The following is a 26,186-nucleotide window of genomic DNA, read 5'->3' as shown; positions in this document are numbered from 1 at the left end:
CGAGAATCCAGCGACACAAAATAATTTTTAAAAATCTGCTTGACTCTCTGTACTCTCCGAATCCCACAGGGGGCTGTGGATAAAGGTGGATAAAACATAGCAAGTCACTGTAACATAAAAGAAAAATTGAGCTCGCCCTGAAATGGAAAATAGTGCTTTTGAGACTCAGCTGAAATAAGCTTTTAGATTCCAGCAGATAGAGCATTTTCCTGCCCGCTCGGTTGAAGTGGTGAAAAATTGGGAGCCAGAATATAGGCGGAAAGAATCGGCACTATGTGCGCATCAAACAGCCAAAAGAAAAACCCGGCTAACGATTAGCCGGGTTTTCAAAAATCCATGAATGGAAGATTAAGCGCTGATTGCCTTCACACGCGCAGCAAGGCGAGAAACCTTGCGGGACGCAGTATTCTTGTGAATGACACCTTTGGAAGCAGCGCGCATCAATTCAGGCTCAGCGGCCTTGAATGCTACGATTGCAGCTTCCTTGTCGCCGCTTAGAACCGCCTCTTCAACCTTGCGAATGAAGGTGCGCACGCGCGAACGGCGAGACTTGTTGATTTCGGTGCGGGCAGCGATCTTGCGCACTGCCTTCTTGGCCGAAGGAGTATTGGCCATAAATGCCTCTCTTTTTCTGTCAGCTAGCCCACGGGCTAAACCGTCGGGCACAAAACCTCTAGGCAGCCACAATGCCTAGGGGCCGCCGATCCGTGCCGGGCTTATAGATCAGCTTTGGATATTCGTCAATGTGGATTCTGTTGGCGGCATGCATGAAATCGCAGCAAACCGGGCAGATTGGCCCGAAATAGCTGCTTGGCGCTTGATATGAGTTAAATCAGCGATTTTTGAAAGCGGGAGGCCGCTTTTCAATAAAGGCTGACATTCCTTCTTTCTGATCTTCTGTCGCAAAGAGCGAGTGAAACATACGACGCTCAAACCGTAGGCCTTCATCCAAAGTGGTTTCATAGGAGCGATTGACCGATTCTTTCGCCATCAAGACAGAAGCTCTGGAGAATGAGGCAATACGAGCGCCAATTTTCAAAGCTTCATCCAGCAGCTCTTCCGGGGCAAAAAGGCGTGATACCAATCCGGCGCGTTCGGCTTCTTCAGCATCCATCATCCGACCAGTGAGGCACATATCCATGGCTTTGGACTTGCCAATAAGACGAGTTAGCCGCTGAGACCCTCCCATGCCGGGTATAATACCTAGGGTAATTTCCGGTTGCCCGAATTTGGCATTATTTGCTGCAATGATGAAGTCGCACATCATGGCAAGTTCACAGCCCCCGCCCAAAGCATAACCTGCGACGGCTGCGATAATAGGTTTGCGAATCCGATCCACGCTCTGCCAATCCGCAAACATGTCCTGAAGATAGGCATCGACGAAATTCATCGACTGCATTTCTTTAATGTCTGCGCCCGCAGCAAATGCTTTTTCCGAGCCGGTTAGAATGATCGCGCCAATTGCATCATCCTGATCGAACTGTTTTAGAGCCTGGGTGAGTTCTTTGAGAACAGTGGTGTTAAGGGCGTTAAGAGCTTGTGGTCGGTTTAAGCGTATTAGACCAACCGCGCCATGGGTTTCGCTTAAAATTGTCTCATAGGCCATGGAACTCTCCTCCTAGAGCATCAGATGTTTGGCCGGAAAATTGGACCGGCACCATAATTTTAGCAAGGGTGTGATTGTGAGATTATTTTCAGGGCTGACAGGACGCGCAGTAAAATGTCGACCGGCCCGATTGAACTATACGTTCCACCGTTCCGCTACATTCAGGATTGCGGCATTTTTCGCCTTCGCGTCCATAGACAGAAAATGAATGCTGGAAATAGCCCAGCTCGCCATCAGCTTGAATGTAATCTTTTAACGAAGACCCTCCAGCCTCAATCGCTTCATTGATCACATTGCGAATATTACTGGCCAAACGTTCCGTGAGGACAAGGTCATCTGCTATCGATCCCGCCGCTCGCTGCGGGGACAGGCGGGTGCGCCACAGGGCTTCACAAACGTAAATATTTCCAAGCCCCGCAATCAGACGCTGATCCAGAAGTGCACTTTTAAGCGGTGTTTTTCGCCCCGCGAATAATTCGGCTAGCAACGCACCAGAAAGCCGGTTCCCGGTGGGCTCTACGCCCAGTCCTTTGAGAAAAGGATTCTCCTGCAAAAGCCCCGCTTCAGAAAAGAGCATAAATCCGAAGCGTCGGGGATCATTATAAACAATACGGCTTGCCCCATCCTTTCCGCGATCAAGATGAAAGACAACATGATCATGTTTGCTCAGTTTTGCTCGTTGCTGAGCCAATGCCTCCGGCACGCCGTCCGCTTCATTCATCTCGATTCGAAATGAACCTGACATGCCCAGATGGCAGATGAGGGCTAATCCATCATCAAGATGGATGATCAAATATTTTGCACGCCGGGCGAGCGCTTTGATCTTTCGGCCTTCCAGGCGCTCAACGAATCTGTCTGGAAATGGAAAGCGTAAATCCGGCCTGTTCTGATCAACCCGTTCAATGCGCGCGCCCTCCATAAAGGGTTGCAATCCACGGCGAACGGTCTCGACCTCAGGCAATTCGGGCATTTCATTCTTCCATGAGCAATAGCGATAGGGTGCATGTAGGTTTGGCGCAGGATGTTTGCCATCTGTTAACTGCAAATGGAGCAAAGCTCGCCAGAATGCAAATTAACTTTTTATTTCCCGTGTTTCTTAAACTCATCACAATTGGCAGGCAGTAAAACCCTACCCAATAAGAGATTGATCAGGGTTACGAATATGCCGGCTTTAATGACGCGCTTTTTGAGAAATAGATCAGGTGCTGCGCTGATAGAATGCACGCTCATTGGTGCAATTGCAGTCATCGCTGTAATCAGCGGGCTTGCACTATTTGCTGGCAAGCCCCACTCGATACTCGATTACCAGTCCGCACAGATTCAGCAACTGGATCAGCGCTAAAGCCAAGCCTGTCGTCGATTAATAGCCACCCGGTTTCCCCGCGGTGGCTATTTGTTTATGAATTAGAAAAGATTTTCACTGTCGAGGATTAATATGGCCGTCGAGATCATTGCTAAACCGTCCCCGCAAAGCCGTCCGATCTGGTTTATCGCCCGAAACTCTATCTCTGAAGCGGGCCTCTCGCCCGAGGCGCTGCTCTGGGCCAAGGCGCATGGTTTTGACGGTGAGGCCGGGCGTGTTTTGGTGCTTGGAGGAGCCGACGGTTCCGTCTCGGGCGCTCTTTTTGGAACCGGTGATGGCAAGACCAATGGGCAGTCTCAACTTCTTGCCGGAAAACTTGCCCGAAATTTGCCCGATGGGGATTGGCACATAGCAAACAGGGTCCAGGACCCTGACCTTGCAGCTCTCGCATTTTTGATGGGTGGTTATAGTTTTGACCGCTACCGGAAGTCCGATGATCGTAAGCTTCGTCTCGCGCTACCCGATGGGGCTGAGCAAGAACAGATCGAAATTATGGCTGAGGCGGTAACGCTCGCCCGGGATCTGATTAATACGCCAGCAAATCATATGGGGCCTGATGCGCTAGAACAATCTGCACGTGAACTCGCGGCGCGATTTGATGCAAGCATTTCCACGATTGAAGCAGATGCGCTTCTTGCGCAAAATCTGCCCATGATCCATGCGGTAGGTCGGGCTGGAAGTCAGGCGCCTCGCCTTATTGATATGCGTTGGGGCAGAGATAGCGACCCGAAAATTACGCTCGTGGGCAAAGGCGTTTGCTTTGATACGGGTGGTCTCGACATCAAACCTGCCAGTGGCATGTTGTTAATGAAGAAAGACATGGGTGGCGCCGCGAATGTGCTCGGGCTTGCGCTCATGATCATGGCATCTGGGCTGTCGGTAAAATTACGCGTTCTTATTCCAGCGGTCGAAAACGCAATTGCTGGCAATGCTTTTAGGCCCGGCGATATTTTGCAAAGCAGAAAAGGACTCAGCGTCGAAATCGGCAATACAGATGCTGAAGGTCGGCTTGTTCTGGCTGATGCGCTGACACTTGCAGATGAGGAAGAGCCGGAACTTATTATTGATATGGCGACGCTAACCGGTGCTGCTCGCGTTGCGCTTGGTCCCGACCTGCCGCCATTTTTCACGCATGATGAAAAACTTGCAGCGGATATTGCCACCAAGGCGGAAGAAATGGCTGATCCGCTGTGGCGCCTTCCTCTCTGGCAACCCTATGCGTCAAAGCTTTCCTCGCGAATAGCAGATATCAACAATGTCACCCGCGATGGCTTTGCTGGTTCCGTTACAGCCGCATTGTTTCTTGATCGCTTTGTCGAAAAGGCGAAAGCTTGGGTGCATCTGGATATTTTCGGCTGGGTCCCGGCTGAAAAACCAGCTTCCCCCATAGGCGGCGAAGCGCAAGGCATTCGAGCTCTTTATCAATTATTGCGGCAGCGCTACCCAGCGCAATAATTGCGCTTGCATGCAAAGGCAAAAGAACGTTGAATGATACGCATCCGAAACAATCATCACACTGATTATGCCCGTTGAGTTAAAGCCGTTGCAGGCGCTGACATTGTTAAAGACCGTTTCGCTGGAAGAAATCCGTGCAGAAATGCCGGATCTAACCACGCGTCAGAGGGCTATTCTGCTGACGATTTATCTTGAACCACCTCCGCACACGGTTCGTGGGTTGGCGGCAAAATTGAATGTGAGTAAACCCGTGATCACGCGAGCCCTTGATACGATGGGCCAAATTGATCTGGTATCGCGCCACCGCGATGAAAGAGATCGGCGCAATGTGCTGATAAAACGCACGGTGGCCGGGGCGCTCTATGTCGAAAGACTGGGCGATCTTGTCATTGAAAAAGCGAAGGAGTTACCATTGTGAAGCTGCTCGACCAGCGCCTGAACGCTTATCGTCCTGATCTTGCCGATCAAAGATTAGAGGGGCAGATTGAGGCGGACCGGTTTGTGCGTGGCATTTCTATGCGTGTGAGCGCCCCTGTGCTGGATATTCGAGCCGATCCGCGTCCCGATAGCGGGCTGCAAACGCAGGCAATTTATGGCGACGATCTAAAAGTTTTTGACGAACAGGATGGCTGGAGCTGGGTTCAGGCAGAGCGGGACGGTTATGTCGGCTATGTCTCGTCGGCCATGCTTGAAAAACCGCGAAATGACGCGACCCATATGGTGATCGTGCCGCGGACTTTTGTTTATCCGGGAGCGGATTTGCGTTTCCCGCATAGTATGGCGCTGTCGCTTGGATCGCGGGTTTCTATTGTTGGTCAGACTGAAAAGCGCGGCACGCAATATGCTTTGCTTGAAAGTGGAGAAGCGCTGATTGCACGGCATCTGCGCCCAATCGGTGATTATGAGAATGATTTTGTGCGTGTCGCAGAGAGTTTATTGCACACGCCCTATCTTTGGGGCGGCACGTCGGGTTTTGGCATTGATTGCTCTGGGTTGGTTCAACTTGCCATGTGGGTTACAGGGAAAAAAGTTCTGCGCGATTCCGACATGCAGCAAGCAGGGCTAGGCGAGATTATTGAGCCAAATGCGGATTTCTCCAACCTTCAAAGAGGTGATCTGGTTTTTTGGAAAGGCCATGTCGCAATCTGCACTTCACCTGAAATGCTCATCCATGCGAGCGGTCATACAATGACTGTCACAGTTGAACCGCTTAAAGAAGCAATCAAGCGGATCGATTATCTTTATGGTTTGCCGACTTTCATCCGCCGACCGTAACAAGCTAGACACGATTGGGAAGCACACGGTCTGGCGGGCGATGCCCGTCGACAAAGGCCCGAATGTTGATAATGACCTTGTCACCCATATCAACACGGCCTTCAATGGTTGCAGATCCCATATGCGGTAGCAGCACGACCTTGCCCTGTTCGGCCAGGGATAATAGCCGCGGATTTACTGCAGATTCATTTTCAAAAACATCCAGCCCTGCGCCAGCAAGTTTACCCTGCTCAATCAAGTCGATCAGGGCTGCTTCGTCGATAATCTGACCGCGCGCAGTATTTACGACATAGGCCGTGGGCTGCATCAGCGCGATGCGACGCGCCGAGAGAAGGTGAAAAGTCGCGGGCGTCGAGGGACAATGGACCGATATAATATCCATCCGCGCCAGCATTTGATCAAGACTATCCCAATAGGTCGCTTCCAGCTCATCTTCCAGCTGAGGGCTGACCCGCTTGCGATTATGGTAGTGGATTGAAAGGCCAAAAGCCTTAGCGCGTCGGGCCACTGCGGTGCCAATGCGACCCATGCCGACGATGCCTAGACGCTTGCCCCAAAGCCGGCGACCCAACATCCAGGTTGGCGACCAGCCCGGCCAATTGCCATTATCTTTTGTGAGTACATTCGCGCCTTCAACCAAACGGCGCGGCACCATGACCAGCAAGGCAAGCGTCATATCCGCCGTGTCTTCGGTCAAGACGTTGGGGGTATTTGTGATAGTGATTCCACGCTTTGCAGCGGCGGCGACATCAATATTATCGATGCCATTGCCGAAATTTGCGATAAGCTTCAAGTTCGGCCCGGCTTGCTCAATTGTTGCTGCATCAATCACGTCTGTGATGCAGGGAACCAACACGTCCGCTTCTTTCATCGCTGAAATGATTTCGGCTTGCGTCATGCGGTGATCGTCAAGATTGAGCCGAGCATCGAACAATTCCCGCATACGGGTTTCTATGACATCCGGCAATTTCCGGGTAAGAACAACCAGCGGTTTTTTCTTGTTCGACATCTCCACCTCATTCTTGAGCAATGCCTTTAAGCTGCTTCAAAGCTGTTGAAACAAAAAAGCTGCCTTCATTTCTCCGCATTTTCAGACGCTAAACCCTTGCGGCCTCGCGAGAATATGCTTTAGCCGACAACCTATGTTGAGACCTCTTTAACTAAGAAGATGCAATATAGGTAAATGCTTCGGCTGCTCATCTCTAGCAAGGCAGCATGGCAAAGACAAAGAAAATCACAAGCGGAAAACCGCACCTGAATGAGTTTTGGTGCTTCCGAAGGATTGGGCATGGCCTTTCCTTGGGAGTCGCCCGAAACCGCAGGGCGGCAAGAGGTCAAAATTGTACCGCATAGTTTCGCGACGCTTTTTGATGGCTGCATTTTGCAGCATCGCAATGCTTCTTATTTTTGCGCCATTTAGCGCATCCCGTTTTCATGAAGCGAGCGCTAAGCCGCCAGCGGGAACGAGCTTAGGCGCCAGTGGGCTGCCAGTGCCGCGTTTCGTTAGTCTTAAACCTTCACGCGCAAATGTCCGAATCGGGCCGGGGCGAGAATATGCGGTTTCATGGCTTTTTCTTAGATCCGGCTTGCCGGTTGAGATTATTCAGGAATACGACAATTGGCGCCGGATCCGCGATGCCGATGGCACTGAAGGTTGGATTTATCAATCGCTTTTATCCGGCAAGCGAACCGCATCGGCAGCTCCTTGGCTGAAAAATGATGAAGGGAGCATGATCACTATGTGGCGTTCTCCCAGCGAACAGGCGGCCATTGCCGCAAAAATTGAGCCCGGCGCAATTGGCGATGTGGAGGAATGCAACGGGCAATGGTGCCGAATCGCAATGAAAGGCGCCAAAGGTTGGGTTAAGCAATCAGAACTCTGGGGGGTTTATCCCGGCGAGGTTTTTGATTAGATCAATCGGTCCTAGCGCTTGCAGCGATGTTTGATTTCGCGCGCTGCCTTGGCTATCTTCCATTCTCATCTATTCCATGCCCTGCCTATTCCATGCTTTGCCTGTCCCCTGCCCCGCTATTCCATACCTTGGGGCCACCCATGGCCGATATCTGACTAGGAGTTTATGCGCAGAAGTTTGTCTTTACCGTATCAACGGATTGAGAACCGCGTCAAGGCGGTGATTAGCGCATATTAAGCTCTGGAAAATTATGAGAAATTCTGATCTCGTTATCCGCGCCTATGAGCCAGCGGATAAAGAAACGCTATCGTCTATCTGGTTTCAGGCATCACTCAGAGTCCATGCTTTTTTAGGCGAAGAGCTGCTTTTTGAGCAAAAAGAGATGGTTGAAAACATCTTTCTCGAACAAGCTGAAATTTGGGTCGCGCTATCGGGCGGCAAAATAATAGGCTTCATCGGCTTACTCGACCATTTTATCGGCGGTTTGTTCGTCCATCCCAAAGCTCAAGGCTAGGGCGTGGGCCGCAAGCTGGTAGAACATGCGTTCAAGCTTCGGGGCGAACTTGATCTAGAAGTATTTGCCGAAAACCAAAGCGCCTATCGCTTCTATCAAAAGCTAGGCTTTGTCGAAATTAGCAGACGTGCCGAAGATGATAGTGGATTACCGTTTGAAAATATTCGGATGCGTTTGGCCTGATCACCGCTGAAACATAATAAAGCGGTTTCCTGACCGCTTTTTCAGGCCGGCATTGATGGTCTAACGCTTTTTACGACGCAGTCTTACGATAACATCAACATTGACGATTTCCATGCCTTCCGGAGCATCGGGCATATTCGCAACCACCGGCTGACCCCGCTCACCATGCGGAATGTCAAAGACTACATTTTCGCCTTCCAGGAAGAAATGGTGATGGTCAGACACATTGGTGTCAAAATAGGTTTTGGCACCCTCAACCGCTATAATGCGCAGCATGCCTGCTTCTGTGAACTGATGAAGCGTATTATAAACGGTAGCAAGCGAGACTGGCACATCGGCTTGCACGGCCTCTTCGTGCAGTTCCTCTGCCGAGAGGTGACGATCCCCCTGAGCGAAGATGAGATTTGCGAGCGCGATACGCTGTCGCGTCGGCCGTAAACCAGCGTTCCGAAGCTGTTCTTCCATGGAAACCATCGCATCTTGGGCATGATGATGTTGCATTTTTACCCTTAAACCCGTCACAAGCTCATAGCAAAGTTGACAAAGATTGAACAGGCTGTTGCCCATTGCCTACTGACATTGATATATGCCGTAGCGAAACAAGTATCAATAGGGCTTGGCGTTACCCGCTTTTGCGGGAATGCAAAGCTTGATTTTACTGCCGGAAACACTCTGTGTTAGAGATGAGCCGGAAAGCTAACAACCGTACCGGCAATGCCGGTCAAATGGAATGACCCTCAAGGGAGGCATAATGCCAGAACAGAAATCCAGCTACGGGTATGAAGAACTCTTGAGCTGCGCACGTGGCGAGTTATTCGGCCCCGGCAATGCGCAACTTCCTCTGCCTCCGATGCTGATGGTTCATCGCATCACTGAAATTTCTGAAACGGGCGGGGCCTTCGATAAAGGCTACGTTCGCGCCGAATATGATGTAAGCCCAGATGATTGGTATTTCCCATGCCATTTCCAAGGAAACCCGATCATGCCGGGCTGTCTTGGACTGGACGGCATGTGGCAGCTCACCGGATTCTTCCTCGGCTGGCTGGGTGAGCCGGGCCGTGGCATGGCGCTTTCAACTGGCGAAGTGAAGTTCAAAGGCATGGTTCGCCCGAATACAAAGCTGCTTGAATATGGTATCGACTTCAAACGAGTTATGCGCGGACGCCTTGTGCTGGGCACCGCCGATGGCTGGTTGAAGGCCGATGGCGAGATGATCTATCAAGCGACAGACTTACGTGTCGGGCTTTCAAAAGAAAGTAATCCTGCCTGAGCGGGATCAAATACTGATCAAAGATGGGGGCGACAGCAGTAAAAGAATTGTTTTTTACCTTGTCGCGCTCAAAACATGCGAAAATAACACTATGTAACCAGATGATTGGGTAACCAGATGACCGGGCAACCGCATCAGGCAAGCGCCCCAGGTAACATGTGTAAAGGAGAACGCGATGCGGCGTGTCGTCGTAACGGGTATGGGGATCGTATCCTCAATTGGAAATAACACCGAAGAAGTTACAACATCGCTGCGCGAAGCGCGGTCTGGTATCTCGCGGGCAGAAGAATATGCAGAACTGGGCTTCCGCTGCCAGGTTCATGGGGCCCCGAAAATCGATGTCGAAGCTTTAGTAGATCGACGCGCAATGCGTTTTCACGGTCGCGGCACGGCTTGGAACCATATTGCGATGGATCAGGCGATTGCAGATGCAGGCTTGTCGGAACAAGAAGTTTCCAATGATCGCACCGGCATTATTATGGGATCAGGCGGGCCTTCAACACGTACGATCGTGGAATCTGCGGACATTACCCGGCAAAAAGGCCCCAAGCGCGTAGGACCTTTTGCGGTTCCCAAAGCCATGAGCTCAACGGCCTCGGCCACTCTTGCGACATTCTTCAAAATCAAGGGAATTAATTATTCGATTTCGTCCGCCTGTGCGACCTCCAATCATTGCATCGGCAATGCCTATGAGATGATCCAATATGGCAAGCAAGACCGCATGTTTGCGGGTGGTTGCGAAGATCTTGATTGGACGCTGTCAGTGCTCTTTGATGCAATGGGCGCGATGTCATCGAAATATAATGATACCCCCGCCACTGCGTCGCGCGCCTATGACAAGAATCGTGACGGCTTTGTGATTGCTGGCGGCGCTGGTGTGCTGGTGCTCGAAGAGCTTGAAACCGCGCTTGCTCGCGGTGCGAAGATTTACGGCGAGATCATCGGATATGGCGCTACATCTGATGGTTACGACATGGTCGCGCCATCTGGTGAGGGTGCGTTGCGTTGCATGCAGATGGCGCTTTCAACCGTCAAAGACAAAATCGATTATATTAACCCGCACGCCACCTCGACTCCGGCCGGTGACGCGCCGGAAATCGAAGCGATTCGCAAGATTTTTGGCTCCGGTGAGGCTTGCCCACCGATTGCGGCGACCAAATCCCTGACTGGCCATTCGCTTGGTGCGACGGGCGTTCAGGAAGCCATTTATTCGCTCTTGATGATGCAAAATAATTTCATCTGCGAAAGCGCACATATCGAAGAACTGGATCCAGCTTTTGCAGACATGCCTATCGTCCGCAAGCGCATCGACAATGCTCAGCTCAATACCGTGCTTTCCAATTCCTTCGGATTTGGTGGCACCAATGCGACGTTGGTTTTCCAGCGTTATAAGGGCTGAGGGAGAGGGAATATGGAAAGTTTGATGCAAGGTAAACGCGGCCTCATCATGGGTGTCGCGAATAATCATTCGATTGCCTGGGGGATTGCAAAACAACTGGCTGCTCAGGGGGCTGAACTGGCTTTCACCTATCAAGGCGAGGCGCTAGGCAGGCGTGTAAAACCTCTGGCAGAGCAAGTCGGTTCAGATTTCGTACTTCCATGCGATGTTGAAGACATTGAAACTGTGGATGCTGTGTTCGCTGAAATCGAGAAGAAATGGGGCAAGCTTGATTTCATCGTTCATGCTATCGGTTTTTCCGACAAAACCGAACTCAAAGGCCGTTATGCCGATGTGACCACTCGCGAAAATTTTTCGCGCACGATGGTGATATCTGCATTTTCATTTACAGAAATGGCTCAACGCGCCGAAAAACTGATGAAAGATGGCGGTTCCATACTCACTCTCACCTATGGCGGATCAACGCGCACCATCCCCAATTATAATGTAATGGGCGTTGCCAAGGCAGCTCTGGAAGCCATGGTGCGTTATCTGGCTGCGGATTATGGCCCGCAAGGCATTCGTGTTAACGCGATTTCGGCCGGTCCAGTGCGGACCCTTGCCGGAGCTGGAATTGGTGATGCACGCGCGATCTTCAGCTATCAGCGCCGCAATTCTCCGCTGCGCCGCACGGTTGATATTGACGATGTGGGCAAATCGGCCCTCTATCTTTTATCGGACCTTTCCAGCGGTGTGACGGGTGAAATCCATTTTGTTGATTCGGGCTATAATATCGTCTCAATGCCAACATTGGACGAGTTGAAAAGTTCGGACGCGCAACGCGGACAATAGACAAAAGAAGCCGCCTCTTAGGGCGGCTTTTATTTACTTTTTGGCATCGAAAACTTTAAATCCTTGGGCCTCTTCAAGCAGATTAACATGTTTGAATAGGCCTTTCAGGGTGGCTTCATAGGGCAGTTGACGGTTTGCGACCATCAATAATCTGCCCCCCGGTTTCAGCCGGGAAGCGGCAGCCGCAATAAAACTTTGCCCTAGTGACACGTCTCTTACCCTTCCCTCGTGAAAAGGTGGGTTCATGATGATAGTGTCATAAATTCCCGGTATTTTTTCACTGGTCACATCATGCCAATTAAATGTGAGCGGTACGGTCGCACCCAGTCGTTCCAAATTGCCATAGGCCGCATCGAGCGCCTCATAATCCGCTTCAAAAAGATCTATAGCTTTGATGCGATCTGAAAGTTTGAGGCATTGTACGGTGAGATAGCCCCAGCCCGCGCCCAGATCGGCTACATTTCCAAAAACAATATCCTTCATATGCGTAGCCAATAGGGCCGAGCCTTTATCAATCACGCCATGAGAAAACATTCCCGGTTCGGTACGAAATATTTCGTCAATAGCGCTATATTGTGGACGAAGCGCATCAATGAAATCATCATCGATATCTTCCGGGCGGCGCAACCAGAATACCACTGCGTGGTTTTTTGACATGCGATCGCTGATCTCAGCAATATTGCCGACCCATTTACGGAAACTATCAATTCCGAGTTTTTTTTCGCCGCAGACAACAATCCACCCGCCCGGCAGAACGCGCTGTAGAAGTTCTGCAAACCAAGCCTCATTGCGTCCACGATGTTTTCCAAGCAGAAGCATGCCGCCTGCATAACGGCTGTCCTCGGGCACTCTCGGCTCGGCATGGAACCCGTGTTTTTTTAAAAGAAGCCAATCAGGTCGCCACGGTTGTAAACAATTGAGGTTCTGTTTCCACTGGTCATCCAGCAGGCGATCTGCCGAAATTCCGCAGGCGAGAAAGGTTTCGCCGTTTCGCGGCATTTCCAGAATGTCCCGCTCAAATGGCAGGAAGAGAGTTTGCTGAGCTGGTGTCGTCATTCTCAATCTTTGCCGTTCAAATGATTCACGTGCAACAAAAAAGCGCGCCAAAAGGCGCGCTTTAACTGCAAGAATGGACGATTATTCAGCGTCCGCTTCTTCTTTTTTCTTTTCCGGAACAATTTCTTTGCCGGTTTCCTGATCGACAATCTTCATTGAAAGGCGGACCTTACCGCGCTCGTCAAAGCCCATCAGCTTGACCCAGACTTTCTGGCCTTCCTTGACCACGTCAGTGGTTTTGGCAACGCGTTCAGCTGCGAGCTGAGAAATATGGACCAAACCATCGCGAGGACCGAAGAAGTTCACGAACGCACCAAAATCAGCGGTTTTTACCACAGTGCCTTCGTAGATTTCGCCGACTTCCGGTTCAGCAACAATGGAGTGAATCCATTTCTTGGCTGCTTCGATTTCCTTCGCATTGGACGAAGCAATCTTTACGGTACCGTCATCTTCAATGTTGATCTTGGCACCAGTCTTTTCCACGATTTCGCGGATGACCTTACCGCCAGAACCGATAACATCGCGGATCTTGTCGGTTGGAATATTCATCACTTCAATACGTGGAGCGAATTCGCCCAATTCTTCACGAGACGAAGACAGCGCCTTGCTCATTTCATTGAGAATGTGAATACGACCACCTTTGGCCTGCTCCAGCGCGATTTTCATAATCTCTTCGGTGATACCGTCGATCTTAATGTCCATCTGCAAGGCAGTGATACCATTTTCGCTACCGGCTACTTTAAAGTCCATGTCGCCGAGGTGATCCTCATCACCGAGGATATCGGAAAGCACAGCATAGCGGTCGCCTTCCTTGATCAAGCCCATAGCGATACCCGCTACTGGACGCGTGATCGGAACCCCAGCATCCATCAGTGCCAATGAAGCACCGCAAACTGAAGCCATCGAGGAGGAACCGTTGGATTCAGTTATTTCGGAAACCACACGCACGGTGTAAGGAAACTGATCTTCTGAAGGCAGCATCGGATGAACTGCACGCCATGCCAGCTTGCCATGGCCGATTTCACGACGACCGGGCGAGCCCATACGGCCAGTTTCACCGACCGAATAGGGCGGGAAATTATAATGCAGCATGAATGATTCTTTATAAGTGCCAGTCATGGCATCAATCATCTGCTCATCTTCACCAGTGCCGAGCGTGGCAACCACGATAGCTTGGGTTTCACCGCGGGTGAAAAGCGCCGAGCCGTGCGTACGTGGCAGGATTCCTACCTCCGCAACAATGGGGCGGACGACATCAAGGCTGCGGCCATCGATACGGCTGCCCGTATCAAGAATGTTCCAGCGAACAATCTTTCCCTGCAAATTTTTGAAGACCGTTGCGAATTCTTCTTCCGAAACTTCGGGCTCTTCGACATCTTCGGGCAGAAAATGTGCCTTGGCTTTGGCTTTGGCAGCATCAACAGCTACGTGACGCGCTTGTTTCTCCGTGATTTTATAGGCTTCACGCAGATCGTCTTCGATAAGTTCGAGCATTTTGGCTTCCAGAGCCGAATGATCTTCCGGCTGGAATTCACGCGGTTCTTTAGCAGCCACTTCTGCCAATTTGATGATTGCCTCAATCACAGGCTGGAAGCTCTTATGGCCAAACATGACCGCGCCGAGCATCACATCTTCCGACAGCTCTTCAGCTTCCGATTCAACCATCAACACCGCATCTGATGTACCGGCGACAATCAGATCCAGCTGAGATTCTGGCATTTCGTCAATATTCGGATTGAGCACATATTCGCCATTGATGTAGCCAACACGTGCGCCACCGATCGGGCCCATGAAGGGAACACCCGAGATCGTCAGTGCTGCCGAGGCAGCGACCATTGCCAAAATATCGGGATTATTATCCAGATCGTGTTGAACAACGGTGAGCACAACCTGAGTGTCGTTTTTGTAGCCTTCTACAAAAAGCGGACGGATCGGACGGTCGATCAGGCGCGAAACAAGAGTTTCATTCTCGCTCGGGCGGCCTTCACGCTTGAAATAGCCACCAGGGATCTTGCCGGCGGCGTAAGTCTTTTCCTGATAATTTACGGTAAGCGGGAAAAAGTCCTGACCCGGCTTTGGTTCCTTGGCGGAGACCACAGTCGCCAGAACGACGGTTTCGCCATAGGTTGCAAGCACAGCTCCGTCAGCCTGACGGGCGATCTTGCCAGTTTCGAGAATGAGCGGACGACCACCCCAATCGATTTCAACTTTATGGGTATTGAACATATCTTGTCCTCTATGGAAAGCTTTATCGAGCGCAATAAATGCGCTGGCGGCTTTCCGGGTTGGCGGACAGGCCATGGGCAAGACAACGGGAAGCTCGCAAAACGAACTGCCTGCAATCCTGCCCCATGACGGGTCCGGATCACGAGCCTTTCGGCTCCTTAGCGGCATGCAAATGCGCCCTACGCGCTTTTGTGCCTCATGGGCATTTGCCCAAAATCAAGCGGGCGACGCTTTAAAACGCCGCCCGAATTTGCCGTTAACGACGCAGACCCAGACGGGAAATCAGCGTCTGGTAGCGCGCTTCGTCCAGACCCTTGACATAGTCAAGCAGACGACGGCGCTGCGATACCAGCTTCAAAAGACCGCGACGCGAATGATTATCATGCTTATGGTCTTTGAAGTGTTCGGTAAGGTTGGAAATACGCTCGGTAAGAATGGCTACCTGAACTTCAGGAGAACCCGTATCGCCTTCCTTGGTTGCGTATTCCTTGATAAGTGCTTGCTTGCGCTCAGCAGTAATCGACATCGTAAACCCTTTCTATTTGGGAGGAAAATCAGTCGCCTTGGCCGGGATGTCGTCCAGCGCGGGCCATTCACACGATCTCTTTGAATCTATCGACCGATCATGCGCATATAGTGCAAAAATGACGAGAATACCAGTAGGAATTATACTCGCCATATTTTGCTATTGTTAAGAACCGGAAAAAACGCGTTTCGGTTTAAACTGTCCGTGCTCAATATAACCAATGGCCAGCAACTTACCGCGCGCGGTCACATATGCTTCATCTGCATCAAGCGGGGCGTCGCGTCCGCGAATAATAACCGGATTGCCAAGGCGTACCCGTTGGGCCTGTTCGTCACTTAGTGCGACCTGTGGGAGACAATCAAGCGCCGCACCGGTTTCGATCACCAATGCATCAAGCGCACTAAAATCGCGGCGCTGTATAGGTTCGGCCGGCTCTTCATCCTTTGGTGGGAGCGGAGGCCAAGCCGCTTCCAGCTCTTCCAGCGTTACCAAATCATCTTCGGTAAAAGGTGCGACCTCAATGCGGCGCAGCTCAGAAATATGGCCAAAGCAGCCCAAGTCCCGGCCCATATCGCGAGCCAGCGAACGCACATAGGTGCCCTTAGAACATTCGACTTCTAAAGTGGTTGGCCCATTGTCAGAAAATTCGATGATCTCAAGTCGGTCAATCTCAACTTCCCGGGCTGGGATTTCCACGGTTTCCCCTTCGCGTGCAAGATCATAAGCACGCTCGCCGCCGATCTTGATTGCAGAGAATTGAGGCGGAACCTGTTTAATCACGCCGGTATAATTGGGAAGAATTGCTTCCAGTTCCTCACGACTAGGCCGCTTGTCCGAAGTCTGCGTCGCCTCGCCCTCAAGATCATCGGTAGAACGTTCTTCACCCCAGCTGATAGAAAAACGATAGACTTTGGTTCCATCCATCACATAGGGAACCGTTTTTGTTGCTTCGCCCAGCGCGATCGGCAGCATTCCCGAGGCAAGCGGGTCAAGAGTGCCAGCATGGCCGGCCTTTTCGGCATTGAAAAGCCATTTGATCTTGGAGACAGCCTCGGTCGATCCCATACCTTTGGGCTTGTCAAAAATGACCCAGCCGGATACCGGACGACCTTTTTTCTTGCCGCGTCTTGCCATGCTTTATTCTTCTCCATTGCTGGTGGCGTCATCTGCGTCACCATCTTCATCATCTGGATTTTGCAGGTCGCGTGCGACTTCCGGCGAGCGCAGAAGTGCATCGATTTTCGCAAAATTTTCGAAGCTTGTATCAGCCCGGAAACGAAATTCCGGCATATATTTCATTTGTCGAAGATCTGGTGCTACCCGACCTCGAATAAATTTCGCATTTGAAGCAAGCGCCTTAACGACCAGTTGCGGATCAATATCCCCCATGGGAGAAACGAAACAGGTCGCAATTTTGAGATCCGGTGACATGCGGACTTCTGATATAGAAATTACCGTATTCTCAATAATTTCATCGCGGATTTCGCCGCGCTGAAGCACCTGAGCCACAGCATGGCGTACCTGCTCACCGACGCGAAGCTGGCGTTGCGACAGGCCGCCGGAACCTTTCTTAACATGAGAATGTGCCATCGCTTTTTACTCCGATGAGCGGCACAAAAAACCGAGATGCCCTCAAGGACATTCGGAAATTGATCCGCATAATGAAATCGCCTCAAGGGCGTGACGGCCACGATCCAGACGGGAGTCAGACCCTCATAGATCCGGCGGTGAAAAATTGGCCTGAACTTGTCAGGCCAATCTCTGTTTCTATCTGTTGAACCCGCCCCATCCGGCACCCGAATGGCATGACGGGTAGTGAGCATGGGCGCAAGAAGGCGCCCAAGCTACAATCCATCAGAGCGTGCGTGAAACGTGTTCGACGCGGAATGCTTCGATGACATCGCCTACGCGCATATCATCATAGTTTTCAAACGCCATACCACATTCCTGGCCGCTTGGTACTTCTGACACTTCATCCTTAAAGCGCTTGAGCGTCTTGAGCTTGCCTTCATGGATAACAACATTATCGCGAATAAGACGTACGCCTGCGCCACGCTCGACCTTACCTTCGGTAACACGGCAACCTGCCACCTTACCGACCTTGGTAATGTTGAAGACTTCGAGAATCTCGGCATTACCGATGAAGGTTTCACGACGTTCTGGCGATAGAAGTCCGGACATAGCCGCTTTAACGTCATCAATCAGGTCATAGATGATGTTGTAGTAGCGGATTTCGATGCCCTGCTGTTCGGCTGCATCGCGTGCCTGCTTGTTAGCGCGAACGTTAAAGCCGATGATCGCAGCATCTGAAGCTTCAGCCAGTGACACGTCACTTTCCGTAATTCCACCCGCACCCGAATGGACGATGCGTGCACGAACTTCGTCTGTTCCGAGCTTTTCGAGCGCTGCATTGATCGCTTCAATCGAACCTTGCACGTCACCCTTGATAACCAGCGGGAATTCCTTCGTACCGGTTATCTGAAGCTGGCTCATCATGTGCTCTAGCGAGCCGCGTGAGCCGGTCTGGCGTGCTACGGCCTTATCACGGGCCAGACGCTGACGATATTCAGCAATTTCACGGGCTTTGGCTTCGTTAGCAACCACTGCAAAACGATCACCAGCCTGTGGCGTACCCTGCAAGCCGAGAATTTCCACCGGCATAGCAGGACCGGCTTCCTTCACGTGATCGCCACGATCATTAACCAGTGCACGTACACGGCCCCATTCATTACCAGCGGCAATGATATCGCCTGGATGTAGCGTTCCCTTCTGCACCAGAACCGTTGCTACGGAACCGCGGCCGCGATCAAGCTGCGCTTCGATGACGACGCCTTCAGCTGTACGTTCTGGATCTGCCTGGAGATCGAGAATTTCAGCCTGCAGCAGTACTGCTTCCAGAAGCTTGTCGATATTAAGCTTGTTCTTGGCGGAAACTTCCACATCAAGCACTTCACCGCCCATTGTTTCCACAAACACATCATGTTGAAGCAATGCGTTGCGAACCTTCTGCGGATCAGAAGTCGGCTTGTCGATTTTATTGATCGCCACGATGATCGGTACACCAGCCGCCTTGGCATGGTTGATTGATTCAACCGTCTGCGGCATCACGCTATCATCGGCCGCGACAACCAAAATCGCAATATCCGTAGCCTGAGCACCACGCGCACGCATAGCGGTAAAGGCGGCGTGACCGGGCGTATCAATGAAGGTGATTTTCTGGCCGTTTTGTTCGACCTGATAAGCACCGATATGTTGCGTGATCCCACCAGCTTCGCCAGATACAACATTTGCCTGACGAATAGCGTCAAGAAGCGAGGTCTTACCATGGTCGACGTGACCCATAATGGTAACAACCGGCGGACGTGGGCGCATTGCTTCGGGATTATCTTCAACATTGAAGATGCCTTCTTCAACGTCAGATTCCGCAACACGCTTGACCGTATGGCCGAATTCTTCTGCGATAAGCTGAGCCATATCGGCGTCAATCACATCGCCGGGCTTCATCATCTGACCCTGTTTCATAAGGTATTTGATGATATCTACCGAGCGCTCAGCCATACGCTGTGCGAGCTCCTGAAGCGTGATAGTTTCAGGAACAGTCACTTCCCGCGAGATTTTCTCTCGGGTTTCCTGCATCTGGGCGCGTTTGAACTTTTCCTGACGGCGACGCATCGCCGAAAGCGAACGTGACCGACCGCTATCATCATCGAGATTGCTCGTAAGCGTCAGCTTGCCACGACGGCGCTCGTCTGCGCCTCTGACAACCCTTGGCGCGCGAACATCCGGCTTGGCCGGAGCGCCGCGGCGTGGACCGCGCACATCATCGTCATCAGAGGTGACATTCTTGCGAAGTTGGCTCTGCGGAAGCGGCTTATTGGCGCTCGGAATAACATCTGGAATAGCAGCAGCAGCGCGAGCACCTTGGGAGCGTCCGGAAGCTGGGCGTGCCTCGCCGCGCGACTGCTCACTGCGAGCGGCAGGCTGCGGCGCGCGCTTGGCAGCTTCTGCTTCTGCACGCGCACGTGCTTCAGCTTCAGCCTTCAGGCGAGCTTCTTCTTCAGCCTGGCGACGTGCGGATTCCTCACGCTCCTTGGCGCGACGCGCCTCTTCTTCTTCGCGACGCTTTGCCTCTTGGGCGGCGCGTTCACGGTCTTCCGCTTCGCGAATGAGCGCACCTTCAAGCGCACGACGACGCGCTTCCATCTCGGAGCGCGATAGCGTGTTCAAAACCATGCCGGAGCGATCACCTTGGCGCGGACGCTGGGCCTGCTGCGTGTGAGAGCGCTGCGCAGCGCGCTGATTTTGCGGCGCGACATGCGGTTTTGTTACTCGTGATGCAGGAGCCTTTGGCTGTGCCGGGGCTGAAGTCGTCGCGGCAGCCGGAGCTTTAGCAGCAGCAGGTTTAGCGGGCGCGGCTGCAGGAGCTTTTGGCTGAGCGGCCGGCGAAGGTGCTGTAGCTTCCGTTTCCGGTTTTTCGTCAGGCCGAGAAAATTTACGCTTCTTGGTTTCAACGACGACGGCCTTTGTGCGGCCGTGGCTGAAATTTTGGCGCACGGTGCTCTGCTCAACGCCCGACCGTTTCAAGGTCAGCGTCTTTTTAGGATTGACGCTAAGCGTCTTGTCGTCGTTCGTTTTATCGTTCATTACGTTTCCGTTTCCTTCGCAGCTTCTGCCGCTTTACCAGAGCATATCCAGATCGGTCGATCCGCTATGATATGGCTCCAGTCATCCACCTTAGCGCGTAACCATTCCCAATTTTTAGTCGAGGCTGATTACACTCCAGAGCGGATCCCGACTTGCCGGTTAGGGGAACCGCTCCATCACTTTATAATTTGCAGCATCTAACTGCACATTCTGTTTTGTTTTCCCGTTCTCACTGGGAAACTGCTGAAACACGCAACGCTGACATCAATCCCGCAGCATGTTTCCTTTTCTTCTTGCATGGCTTCACCCAAGTTTTCCTTCGGTCTGGTGCCCACTCAATTTATGTTTGCCTGGCTGTCTCCACGATAGCGATGCAATAATTGCACCCGTTGCACGACACCAACTGCCGCCTGACCGCTCAGCACCGCAGCATGTATCACATTTCCACTCCCAAATGCCAAATCCAATTCTTCTCCTGTGAAAAGAGAAAAGGCCGGGATTTGAGGGCCACCCATTTGCACCACTACGCGCCGTGCCTGATCGAGCTTTCGCACGCCATCTTCAGCGGCTTCTTGCGCATGTAGAACCAGCGTTGCAGTCCCCGTGCGAATGGCTTGATCCACTTTGGTTGAACCTGAAATCACCGCACCTGACTTGCGCGCTAATGCCAAGCTTCCCAACGCCGATTTCGTCAGCAGCTGGTCTACCAGCGCGCCAAGATCGGCTTGAGCGATCACGCTCTCTTTCAATCCACGGGCAAAAAGCTTGCGCTTGACTGCCTCATCCACCAAACGTCGCTCGGCCTTCACCCAGCATCCTCGTCCTGGCAGATTTCGTTTGAGATCCGGAACGACCGAACCATCGGGCCCGGAAACAAAACGGATCATATCTTCAACAGAACCAGCTTCGCGTGTGACGATACAGGTTCTGTCATTCATATCCTGCCTCCTCACGCTGTTCCGGCCTGCCTTCAACCGCTTATTACTCCATCAACATTCGCGACGCCAAACGGTCCTATACCATTTTACGGCGAGATTTTACTCCGAAAACTGCAATTTGTGCAGTCACGTTTCAATATTGTGCGCGGTGAAACCAAAGCCTAGCGGCTGTGGAGTATATTCGCATGTGCGGGGACATGCTCTATCAGAGCATCCGCCCTATCACAATATCTAACTCCAGAGCCGCATCATTCAAATGAGATGCGGCCCTGTAAGATTAACTGAATCTACTCGCCTTCTGCGGCTTCGATCTCAGTATCTGTTTCTGCGTCGGCTTCTTCCAAACCAGCGGACATTTCCTCTTCCGTGATCCAGCCCGCTTTCAAACGAGCCGCCATCACCATCTGTTCTGCATCCACTCGGGAAACTTCGAACGGAGTAAAGACGCCACTGTGATTGACTGTTTCGCCGTCTTTGCGCTCACGCCAGCCCACGAGATCGTCAATCGCATAACCGGCAAAGTCTTCGATCGTTTTTACACCATCTTCCCCAACTGCGACCAGCATGGCAGTTGTCATGCCGGGCAGTTCACGAAGTTCGTCTTCAACGCCAAGTTCTTTGCGGCGATTGTCCTGATCGGCTTCGATCCGTTCAAGATATTCGCGGGCGCGATCCTGAATTTCTCCCGCCGTGTCCTCATCAAAACCGTCAATAGACGCGATTTCGCTGAGTTCTACATAGGCGATTTCTTCTACGGAACCAAAGCCTTCAGATGCCAGCACCTGGCCGACCATTTCATCGACATTGAGCGCTTCCATGAACAGTTGAGAACGTTCAGAGAATTCCTTCTGGCGGCGTTCAGATTCTTCATCCTCAGTGAGGATGTCGATATCCCAACCGGTCAGCTGCGAAGCCAAGCGTACATTCTGCCCGCGACGACCGATCGCAAGTGATAGTTGGTCATTGGGGACGACAACTTCAATACGTTCCGCATCTTCATCGAGCACAACCTTGGCCACTTCGGCTGGCTGAAGCGCGTTGACGATGAAGGACGCCGCATCGGGTGACCACGGAATAATGTCGATCTTTTCGCCCTGGAGTTCGGCTACAACTGCCTGAACACGGCTACCGCGCATCCCGACACAAGCGCCGACTGGATCGATTGACGCATCGCGCGACAATACGGCGATTTTTGCGCGCGAACCGGGATCGCGTGCCACCGATTTGATCTCAATGATACCGTCATAAATTTCCGGCACTTCCATGGTGAAAAGTTTTGCCATGAATTGCGGATGGGTGCGCGAAAGGAAGATTTGCGGGCCGCGCTGCTCGCGCCGTACGTCATAAACATAAGCACGGATGCGGTCGCCATAGCGGAAAGTTTCGCGTGGGATCAGTTCGTCACGCCGCACGATGGCTTCGCCGCGGCCCAGATCCACGATAACATTGCCATATTCGACCCGCTTGACAGTACCGTTGATGATCTCGCCGACCCGGTCTTTGAATTCATCATACTGGCGGTCGCGCTCGGCTTCGCGCACTTTCTGCACGATAACCTGTTTGGCAGATTGCGCGGCGATCCGTCCGAAATCCATGGGCGGCAACTGATCAGCGATGAAGTCACCAATCTGCGCATCTGGATTGCGGTCACGCGCCATGAAAAGCGAAATCTGGGTGGCATAGTCTTCGACTTCTTCAACCACTTCGAGCAAGCGCTGAAGCTTGATCTCGCCAGATTTTGCATTGATGTCGGCGCGAATATTGCTTTCCTGGCCGTAGCGCGAGCGCGCAGCTTTCTGGATCGCATCAGCCATCGCCGCAAGGACAATCTCACGGTCAATCGACTTCTCGCGTGCAACTGCGTCAGCGATCTGTAGAAGTTCCAGCCTGTTTGCACTGACTGCCATAGGTTTCTCCTTGGTGACGCGCCCACGATCTTATCGATGCGAGCGTCTGAAACTTATTTCTTTTCCGTGTCGCTTTCGTCAGAAGCGGCATCTTCGGTGATCTCGTCGCCGTGTTCGCCCAATTGATCACCGGGAATACGGCCCTCACGTATGGCTTTATCCCGCCGCAGGGCATCGCGGATCAAATCATCCGTCAGAACCAAACGTGCGTCGGAAATAATATCAAAAGGCAGACGTACAACCGGCTCATTGCCGTAAGAGATTTGATCGCTTTCAATGACAACCGAATCGGCGTCACCCAAAACAATTTTACCTCTAAATTTGCGTCGACCCTCATGCATGACAGAGGTTTCGATGCGTGCGATATGTCCGGCCCAATCGGCGAAATCCGACTTACGGACCAAAGGACGATCAATACCAGGCGAGGAAATTTCCAAATGGTAGCTTCCGCTGATTGGATCTTCCACATCAATAACGGGTGAAACCGTCTGGCTTACCAATTCGCAATCCTCGACCGTCATCGTCCCATCGGGTCGTTCGGCCATGATCTGGAGGGTCTGACCGTTAAGACCAGACAAACGAACGCGCACCAGACGAAAGCCCAGCGTATTTATAACTGGCTCTACAATGGCAGCTACTTTTGCATCAATACCGGTCTCACGCAGAAAGCGCTCGTCTGCGCGAGCGTCAACCGATTGTGCTTCGTTTGCCTCTACCTGTTCAGTCAATTCAAAACCTCTCCAACGGGTCGACGGGCCCTTTTTCAAGCCCTAAGTAACAAAAAAGAGCGGGACCGGGTGGACCCACTCTTGTTCTATCGACCAAGAATTTGAGACATAATACCAGCAGAACGGATTTTTTTCAATAGGTCTATGCGGCGAAAGCGCATCCGTCGCCCAGTGAGCCGCAGTTGAGTAATTTTCTCTTTAGAGAGTGCATCGGTCTGCATATGGGGCGATCGCGACGCTAGGTTCTGATGAAGGTCAAATAGGCGGCACGCCTGCCTTCGCGAAAAGCCTTGGCTTCATAGCGCGTACCCGGCCAGCCTTCATAGGCATTGTGCCAATCTTGTGGACCCGATGCTTGCCATTCAAAGCTTTCGTGCTTTCTGCAATGCTGAAGCGTCCAGTTAACGTAATGCTCAATGTCGGACGCAAAGCGGAATTTGCCGCCCGGCCTCAAAATACGAGCGAAGCGATCAAGGTTCGCGTCGCTTACAAAACGGCGTTTCCAATGGCGGCGCTTGTGCCACGGATCGGGATAAAAAAGGTCAATTCCCGAAATGGAAGCATCCGGGAGCCAATCGAGAATTTCAGTTGCATCTTCATCGTAAAGACGCAGATTATTTCGTGGGTCCTTATCAAGTGCAGCCAGCATTTTGGCCATACCATTGATGAAGGGCTCAATGCCGATAAAACCGGTTTGCGGATAACGGCCTGATTCATGGTGTAAGTGCTCGCCGCCACCAAATCCGATTTCAAGGCGTATATGATCGACAGGCCCATCAAACAAGCTGGTCAGATTTTCTGGCGCTGGCTTTGTCGGGTCCAGCTTTAATTTCGGCAGCAGGGTTTCAAACAGATCGCTTTGATGGGGACGAAGTGGCTTGCCGTGACGGCGGCCGTAAAAATTTCCGGCCGCATGGGTTGGGTGGTTGTTATCGCTCATAATTAATCAGGCCAACGCCGCCTTTAACGGTTTGATCAGATCGGTCTTTTCCCAAGAAAAAGAACCGTCGCGACCGGGTTTGCGTCCGAAATGGCCATAAGATGCGGTCTTGGCGTAAATCGGCTTGTTCAAGTCCAGATGTTTACGAATCCCGGTCGGCGAAAGATCCATGACCTTGCGCAGCGCTTCCTCGAGATCGGCTTCAGCAACCTTGCCGGTATTATGCAGATCAACATAGATTGATAGTGGCTGTGCCACCCCGATTGCATAGGAAAGTTGGATCGTGCAGCGATCTGCAAAACCTGCAGCCACTACATTTTTGGCAAGATAACGCGCCGCATAGGCTGCGGAGCGGTCGACTTTGGTAGTGTCTTTACCAGAGAAAGCACCCCCACCATGGGGAGCTGCTCCGCCATAGGTATCGACAATAATTTTGCGTCCCGTTAAGCCCGCATCGCCATCCGGGCCGCCGATGACAAATTTGCCCGTGGGATTAATATACCAAACGCAATCATCAGCAATTGGCAGATCGCTGAGCGCTTCACGAATAAATGGCTCTACAATCGTGCGGACCTTATGCGAATCCCAAGTCGGATCGAGATGTTGGGTCGAAAGCACAATCTGGGTGATTTCGGCCGGTTTTCCATTTTCATAACGCACAGTCACCTGGCTTTTTGCGTCGGGGCCGAGCTTGCCAGCTTCGCCTTCATTATTGTGACGGGCCTGCGAAAGCCTCTCAAGAATCTTATGTGCGTAATAGATTGGCGCTGGCATCAGATCAGGCGTTTCGCGGCAGGCATAGCCAAACATGATTCCCTGATCGCCCGCACCTTCTTCGCCCTGGCGGTCTGCGGCATTATCAACGCCCTGAGCAATATCGGCCGATTGTGGATGTAACAAAACGTCGATTTTCACCGTGCGCCAGTTGAAGCCGTCCTGCTCATATCCGATCTCACGGATTGCCTTACGCGCAGCAGAACGAAAGCGGGTCGGGTTGATGACCGGATGTCCGTTGGCATCCGTCAGAACCGAGCCATCTTTGTTTTTCTTCAAGAGCGTTTCGGGTAGTCTTACTTCGCCTGCGATAATTACGCGATTGGTAGTAGCCAGCGTTTCACAAGCTATACGAACCGTCCAAGGGTCAACGCCGGTGCGGCGCGCCTCCTTGTAGATCATATCTACGATTTCATCCGAAATACGGTCACAAACCTTGTCCGGATGACCTTCAGACACGGATTCACTAGTGAAAAGATAAGAACTGCGCGACACGGGTAACCCCTCTTGAAAATCCAACGGAGCCGACGTCCGCTATGGAGACACAGTAACGGCCGGATCGGTCCGGGCACGTCAATGTGTTAGCGAAGTTGGGAATGGACCGTCAATGCATAATCTTATCGTAAGGAAGGTGCGGT

At 52.0% G+C, this 26,186-nt stretch carries 26 protein-coding genes; 10 read left to right on the top strand and 16 right to left on the bottom strand.

Annotated features, from left to right (window positions below):
* Window positions 1-348 precede the first annotated feature (348 nt).
* The 3 genes from rpsT to mutM all read right to left on the bottom strand — a co-directional run bounded on the left by rpsT (window position 349) and on the right by mutM (window position 2,576).
* Complete coding sequence (gene rpsT, locus C7374_RS01270) at window positions 349-615, bottom strand: 30S ribosomal protein S20 (RefSeq protein ID WP_111573795.1); 267 nt, start codon at window positions 613-615, stop codon at window positions 349-351.
* Window positions 616-832: 217 nt separating this feature from the next.
* Window positions 833-1,606, bottom strand: coding sequence for an enoyl-CoA hydratase (locus C7374_RS01265; RefSeq protein WP_111573794.1), 774 nt, complete (start codon window positions 1,604-1,606; stop codon window positions 833-835).
* A gap of 88 nt (window positions 1,607-1,694) precedes the next feature.
* The gene (mutM, locus tag C7374_RS01260) at window positions 1,695-2,576 is read right to left on the bottom strand and encodes a bifunctional DNA-formamidopyrimidine glycosylase/DNA-(apurinic or apyrimidinic site) lyase (RefSeq protein WP_111573793.1); all 882 of its coding nucleotides are present in this window, start codon (window positions 2,574-2,576) and stop codon (window positions 1,695-1,697) included.
* A 192-nt stretch (window positions 2,577-2,768) separates the two neighbouring features.
* Here mutM and C7374_RS01255 point away from each other — a divergent pair, with 192 nt between their 5' ends.
* The 4 genes from C7374_RS01255 to C7374_RS01240 all read left to right on the top strand — a co-directional run bounded on the left by C7374_RS01255 (window position 2,769) and on the right by C7374_RS01240 (window position 5,699).
* A complete protein-coding gene (locus C7374_RS01255) occupies window positions 2,769-2,948 on the top strand; it encodes a Flp family type IVb pilin (protein WP_111573792.1) in 180 nt (59 codons plus the stop codon).
* A gap of 93 nt (window positions 2,949-3,041) precedes the next feature.
* Window positions 3,042-4,424, top strand: a complete 1,383-nt coding sequence (locus C7374_RS01250; protein WP_111573791.1) for a leucyl aminopeptidase family protein — start codon at window positions 3,042-3,044, stop codon at window positions 4,422-4,424.
* A 67-nt stretch (window positions 4,425-4,491) separates the two neighbouring features.
* On the top strand, window positions 4,492-4,842 hold the full coding sequence (locus tag C7374_RS01245) for a MarR family transcriptional regulator (protein ID WP_111573790.1): 351 nt from the start codon (window positions 4,492-4,494) through the stop codon (window positions 4,840-4,842).
* Complete coding sequence (locus tag C7374_RS01240; RefSeq protein ID WP_111573789.1) at window positions 4,839-5,699, top strand: C40 family peptidase; 861 nt, start codon at window positions 4,839-4,841, stop codon at window positions 5,697-5,699. Before C7374_RS01245 ends, C7374_RS01240 begins: the two co-directional genes overlap by 4 nt.
* A gap of 4 nt (window positions 5,700-5,703) precedes the next feature.
* Here the strand turns inward: C7374_RS01240 and C7374_RS01235 are convergent, their stop codons facing one another.
* Window positions 5,704-6,708 carry a 2-hydroxyacid dehydrogenase gene (locus C7374_RS01235; RefSeq protein WP_111573788.1) on the bottom strand — a complete coding sequence of 335 codons (1,005 nt, stop codon included), beginning with the start codon at window positions 6,706-6,708 and terminating at the stop codon, window positions 5,704-5,706.
* A 331-nt stretch (window positions 6,709-7,039) separates the two neighbouring features.
* Here C7374_RS01235 and C7374_RS01230 point away from each other — a divergent pair, with 331 nt between their 5' ends.
* The 3 genes from C7374_RS01230 to C7374_RS16500 all read left to right on the top strand — a co-directional run bounded on the left by C7374_RS01230 (window position 7,040) and on the right by C7374_RS16500 (window position 8,309).
* Window positions 7,040-7,612: an SH3 domain-containing protein gene (locus C7374_RS01230; protein ID WP_245412549.1), complete on the top strand. Its 573-nt coding sequence runs from the start codon at window positions 7,040-7,042 to the stop codon at window positions 7,610-7,612.
* A gap of 250 nt (window positions 7,613-7,862) precedes the next feature.
* Window positions 7,863-8,126 (top strand): GNAT family protein, encoded by a 264-nt coding sequence (locus tag C7374_RS16505; RefSeq protein WP_342634707.1) that lies wholly within the window; start codon window positions 7,863-7,865, stop codon window positions 8,124-8,126.
* Window positions 8,127-8,129: 3 nt separating this feature from the next.
* Window positions 8,130-8,309 carry a GNAT family N-acetyltransferase gene (locus C7374_RS16500; RefSeq protein ID WP_342634706.1) on the top strand — a complete coding sequence of 60 codons (180 nt, stop codon included), beginning with the start codon at window positions 8,130-8,132 and terminating at the stop codon, window positions 8,307-8,309.
* 60 nt (window positions 8,310-8,369) lie between these two features.
* Here the strand turns inward: C7374_RS16500 and irrA are convergent, their stop codons facing one another.
* Complete coding sequence (irrA, locus tag C7374_RS01220) at window positions 8,370-8,810, bottom strand: iron response transcriptional regulator IrrA (RefSeq protein WP_111573787.1); 441 nt, start codon at window positions 8,808-8,810, stop codon at window positions 8,370-8,372.
* A gap of 250 nt (window positions 8,811-9,060) precedes the next feature.
* Between irrA and fabA the strand changes: the two genes are divergently transcribed.
* The 3 genes from fabA to fabI all read left to right on the top strand — a co-directional run bounded on the left by fabA (window position 9,061) and on the right by fabI (window position 11,809).
* A complete protein-coding gene (fabA, locus tag C7374_RS01215; protein ID WP_111574236.1) occupies window positions 9,061-9,579 on the top strand; it encodes a 3-hydroxyacyl-[acyl-carrier-protein] dehydratase FabA in 519 nt (172 codons plus the stop codon).
* Window positions 9,580-9,754: 175 nt separating this feature from the next.
* The gene (fabB, locus tag C7374_RS01210) at window positions 9,755-10,978 is read left to right on the top strand and encodes a beta-ketoacyl-ACP synthase I (RefSeq protein ID WP_111573786.1); all 1,224 of its coding nucleotides are present in this window, start codon (window positions 9,755-9,757) and stop codon (window positions 10,976-10,978) included.
* Between the two features lie 12 nt (window positions 10,979-10,990).
* Window positions 10,991-11,809: an enoyl-ACP reductase FabI gene (gene fabI / locus C7374_RS01205; RefSeq protein ID WP_111573785.1), complete on the top strand. Its 819-nt coding sequence runs from the start codon at window positions 10,991-10,993 to the stop codon at window positions 11,807-11,809.
* 33 nt (window positions 11,810-11,842) lie between these two features.
* Here the strand turns inward: fabI and C7374_RS01200 are convergent, their stop codons facing one another.
* The 11 genes from C7374_RS01200 to metK form a co-directional block, all read right to left on the bottom strand.
* Window positions 11,843-12,865 carry a class I SAM-dependent methyltransferase gene (locus C7374_RS01200; protein WP_111573784.1) on the bottom strand — a complete coding sequence of 341 codons (1,023 nt, stop codon included), beginning with the start codon at window positions 12,863-12,865 and terminating at the stop codon, window positions 11,843-11,845.
* A gap of 81 nt (window positions 12,866-12,946) precedes the next feature.
* The gene (gene pnp, locus C7374_RS01195; protein WP_111574235.1) at window positions 12,947-15,091 is read right to left on the bottom strand and encodes a polyribonucleotide nucleotidyltransferase; all 2,145 of its coding nucleotides are present in this window, start codon (window positions 15,089-15,091) and stop codon (window positions 12,947-12,949) included.
* Between the two features lie 256 nt (window positions 15,092-15,347).
* The gene (gene rpsO / locus C7374_RS01190; RefSeq protein WP_111573783.1) at window positions 15,348-15,617 is read right to left on the bottom strand and encodes a 30S ribosomal protein S15; all 270 of its coding nucleotides are present in this window, start codon (window positions 15,615-15,617) and stop codon (window positions 15,348-15,350) included.
* Between the two features lie 165 nt (window positions 15,618-15,782).
* Window positions 15,783-16,751, bottom strand: coding sequence for a tRNA pseudouridine(55) synthase TruB (gene truB, locus C7374_RS01185; RefSeq protein ID WP_111573782.1), 969 nt, complete (start codon window positions 16,749-16,751; stop codon window positions 15,783-15,785).
* Window positions 16,752-16,754: 3 nt separating this feature from the next.
* Complete coding sequence (rbfA, locus tag C7374_RS01180; RefSeq protein WP_111573781.1) at window positions 16,755-17,207, bottom strand: 30S ribosome-binding factor RbfA; 453 nt, start codon at window positions 17,205-17,207, stop codon at window positions 16,755-16,757.
* Between the two features lie 264 nt (window positions 17,208-17,471).
* Window positions 17,472-20,261, bottom strand: a complete 2,790-nt coding sequence (infB, locus tag C7374_RS01175) for a translation initiation factor IF-2 (protein ID WP_111573780.1) — start codon at window positions 20,259-20,261, stop codon at window positions 17,472-17,474.
* 335 nt (window positions 20,262-20,596) lie between these two features.
* Window positions 20,597-21,214, bottom strand: a complete 618-nt coding sequence (locus C7374_RS01170) for an RNA-binding protein (protein WP_111573779.1) — start codon at window positions 21,212-21,214, stop codon at window positions 20,597-20,599.
* A 272-nt stretch (window positions 21,215-21,486) separates the two neighbouring features.
* On the bottom strand, window positions 21,487-23,106 hold the full coding sequence (nusA, locus tag C7374_RS01165; protein ID WP_111573778.1) for a transcription termination factor NusA: 1,620 nt from the start codon (window positions 23,104-23,106) through the stop codon (window positions 21,487-21,489).
* Window positions 23,107-23,159: 53 nt separating this feature from the next.
* Window positions 23,160-23,834, bottom strand: a complete 675-nt coding sequence (rimP, locus tag C7374_RS01160; protein ID WP_111573777.1) for a ribosome maturation factor RimP — start codon at window positions 23,832-23,834, stop codon at window positions 23,160-23,162.
* Window positions 23,835-24,072: 238 nt separating this feature from the next.
* The gene (trmB, locus tag C7374_RS01155; protein WP_111573776.1) at window positions 24,073-24,774 is read right to left on the bottom strand and encodes a tRNA (guanine(46)-N(7))-methyltransferase TrmB; all 702 of its coding nucleotides are present in this window, start codon (window positions 24,772-24,774) and stop codon (window positions 24,073-24,075) included.
* Between the two features lie 6 nt (window positions 24,775-24,780).
* Window positions 24,781-26,043 carry a methionine adenosyltransferase gene (metK, locus tag C7374_RS01150; protein WP_111573775.1) on the bottom strand — a complete coding sequence of 421 codons (1,263 nt, stop codon included), beginning with the start codon at window positions 26,041-26,043 and terminating at the stop codon, window positions 24,781-24,783.
* Window positions 26,044-26,186 lie beyond the last annotated feature (143 nt).

It is taken from the genome of Falsochrobactrum ovis (assembly GCF_003259955.1).
Taxonomy (GTDB): Bacteria; Pseudomonadota; Alphaproteobacteria; order Rhizobiales; family Rhizobiaceae; genus Brucella; species Brucella ovis_A.
This window is presented reverse-complemented; position numbering and strand designations above follow the sequence as displayed.

Coding starts and splice junctions, on each gene's coding strand:
- C7374_RS01265 (WP_111573794.1), bottom strand. CDS start 1,606: ATGGCCTATGAGACAATTTTAAGCGAAACCCATGGCGCGGTTGGTCTA.
- truB (WP_111573782.1), bottom strand. CDS start 16,751: ATGGCAAGACGCGGCAAGAAAAAAGGTCGTCCGGTATCCGGCTGGGTC.
- pnp (WP_111574235.1), bottom strand. CDS start 15,091: ATGTTCAATACCCATAAAGTTGAAATCGATTGGGGTGGTCGTCCGCTC.
- irrA (WP_111573787.1), bottom strand. CDS start 8,810: ATGCAACATCATCATGCCCAAGATGCGATGGTTTCCATGGAAGAACAG.
- C7374_RS01250 (WP_111573791.1), top strand. CDS start 3,042: ATGGCCGTCGAGATCATTGCTAAACCGTCCCCGCAAAGCCGTCCGATC.
- nusA (WP_111573778.1), bottom strand. CDS start 23,106: ATGGCAGTCAGTGCAAACAGGCTGGAACTTCTACAGATCGCTGACGCA.
- fabI (WP_111573785.1), top strand. CDS start 10,991: ATGGAAAGTTTGATGCAAGGTAAACGCGGCCTCATCATGGGTGTCGCG.
- C7374_RS01255 (WP_111573792.1), top strand. CDS start 2,769: ATGCCGGCTTTAATGACGCGCTTTTTGAGAAATAGATCAGGTGCTGCG.
- fabA (WP_111574236.1), top strand. CDS start 9,061: ATGCCAGAACAGAAATCCAGCTACGGGTATGAAGAACTCTTGAGCTGC.
- mutM (WP_111573793.1), bottom strand. CDS start 2,576: ATGCCCGAATTGCCTGAGGTCGAGACCGTTCGCCGTGGATTGCAACCC.
- C7374_RS01245 (WP_111573790.1), top strand. CDS start 4,492: ATGCCCGTTGAGTTAAAGCCGTTGCAGGCGCTGACATTGTTAAAGACC.
- fabB (WP_111573786.1), top strand. CDS start 9,755: ATGCGGCGTGTCGTCGTAACGGGTATGGGGATCGTATCCTCAATTGGA.
- trmB (WP_111573776.1), bottom strand. CDS start 24,774: ATGAGCGATAACAACCACCCAACCCATGCGGCCGGAAATTTTTACGGC.
- C7374_RS01235 (WP_111573788.1), bottom strand. CDS start 6,708: ATGTCGAACAAGAAAAAACCGCTGGTTGTTCTTACCCGGAAATTGCCG.
- infB (WP_111573780.1), bottom strand. CDS start 20,261: ATGAACGATAAAACGAACGACGACAAGACGCTTAGCGTCAATCCTAAA.
- C7374_RS16505 (WP_342634707.1), top strand. CDS start 7,863: ATGAGAAATTCTGATCTCGTTATCCGCGCCTATGAGCCAGCGGATAAA.
- rbfA (WP_111573781.1), bottom strand. CDS start 17,207: ATGGCACATTCTCATGTTAAGAAAGGTTCCGGCGGCCTGTCGCAACGC.
- rpsO (WP_111573783.1), bottom strand. CDS start 15,617: ATGTCGATTACTGCTGAGCGCAAGCAAGCACTTATCAAGGAATACGCA.
- C7374_RS01200 (WP_111573784.1), bottom strand. CDS start 12,865: ATGACGACACCAGCTCAGCAAACTCTCTTCCTGCCATTTGAGCGGGAC.
- rpsT (WP_111573795.1), bottom strand. CDS start 615: ATGGCCAATACTCCTTCGGCCAAGAAGGCAGTGCGCAAGATCGCTGCC.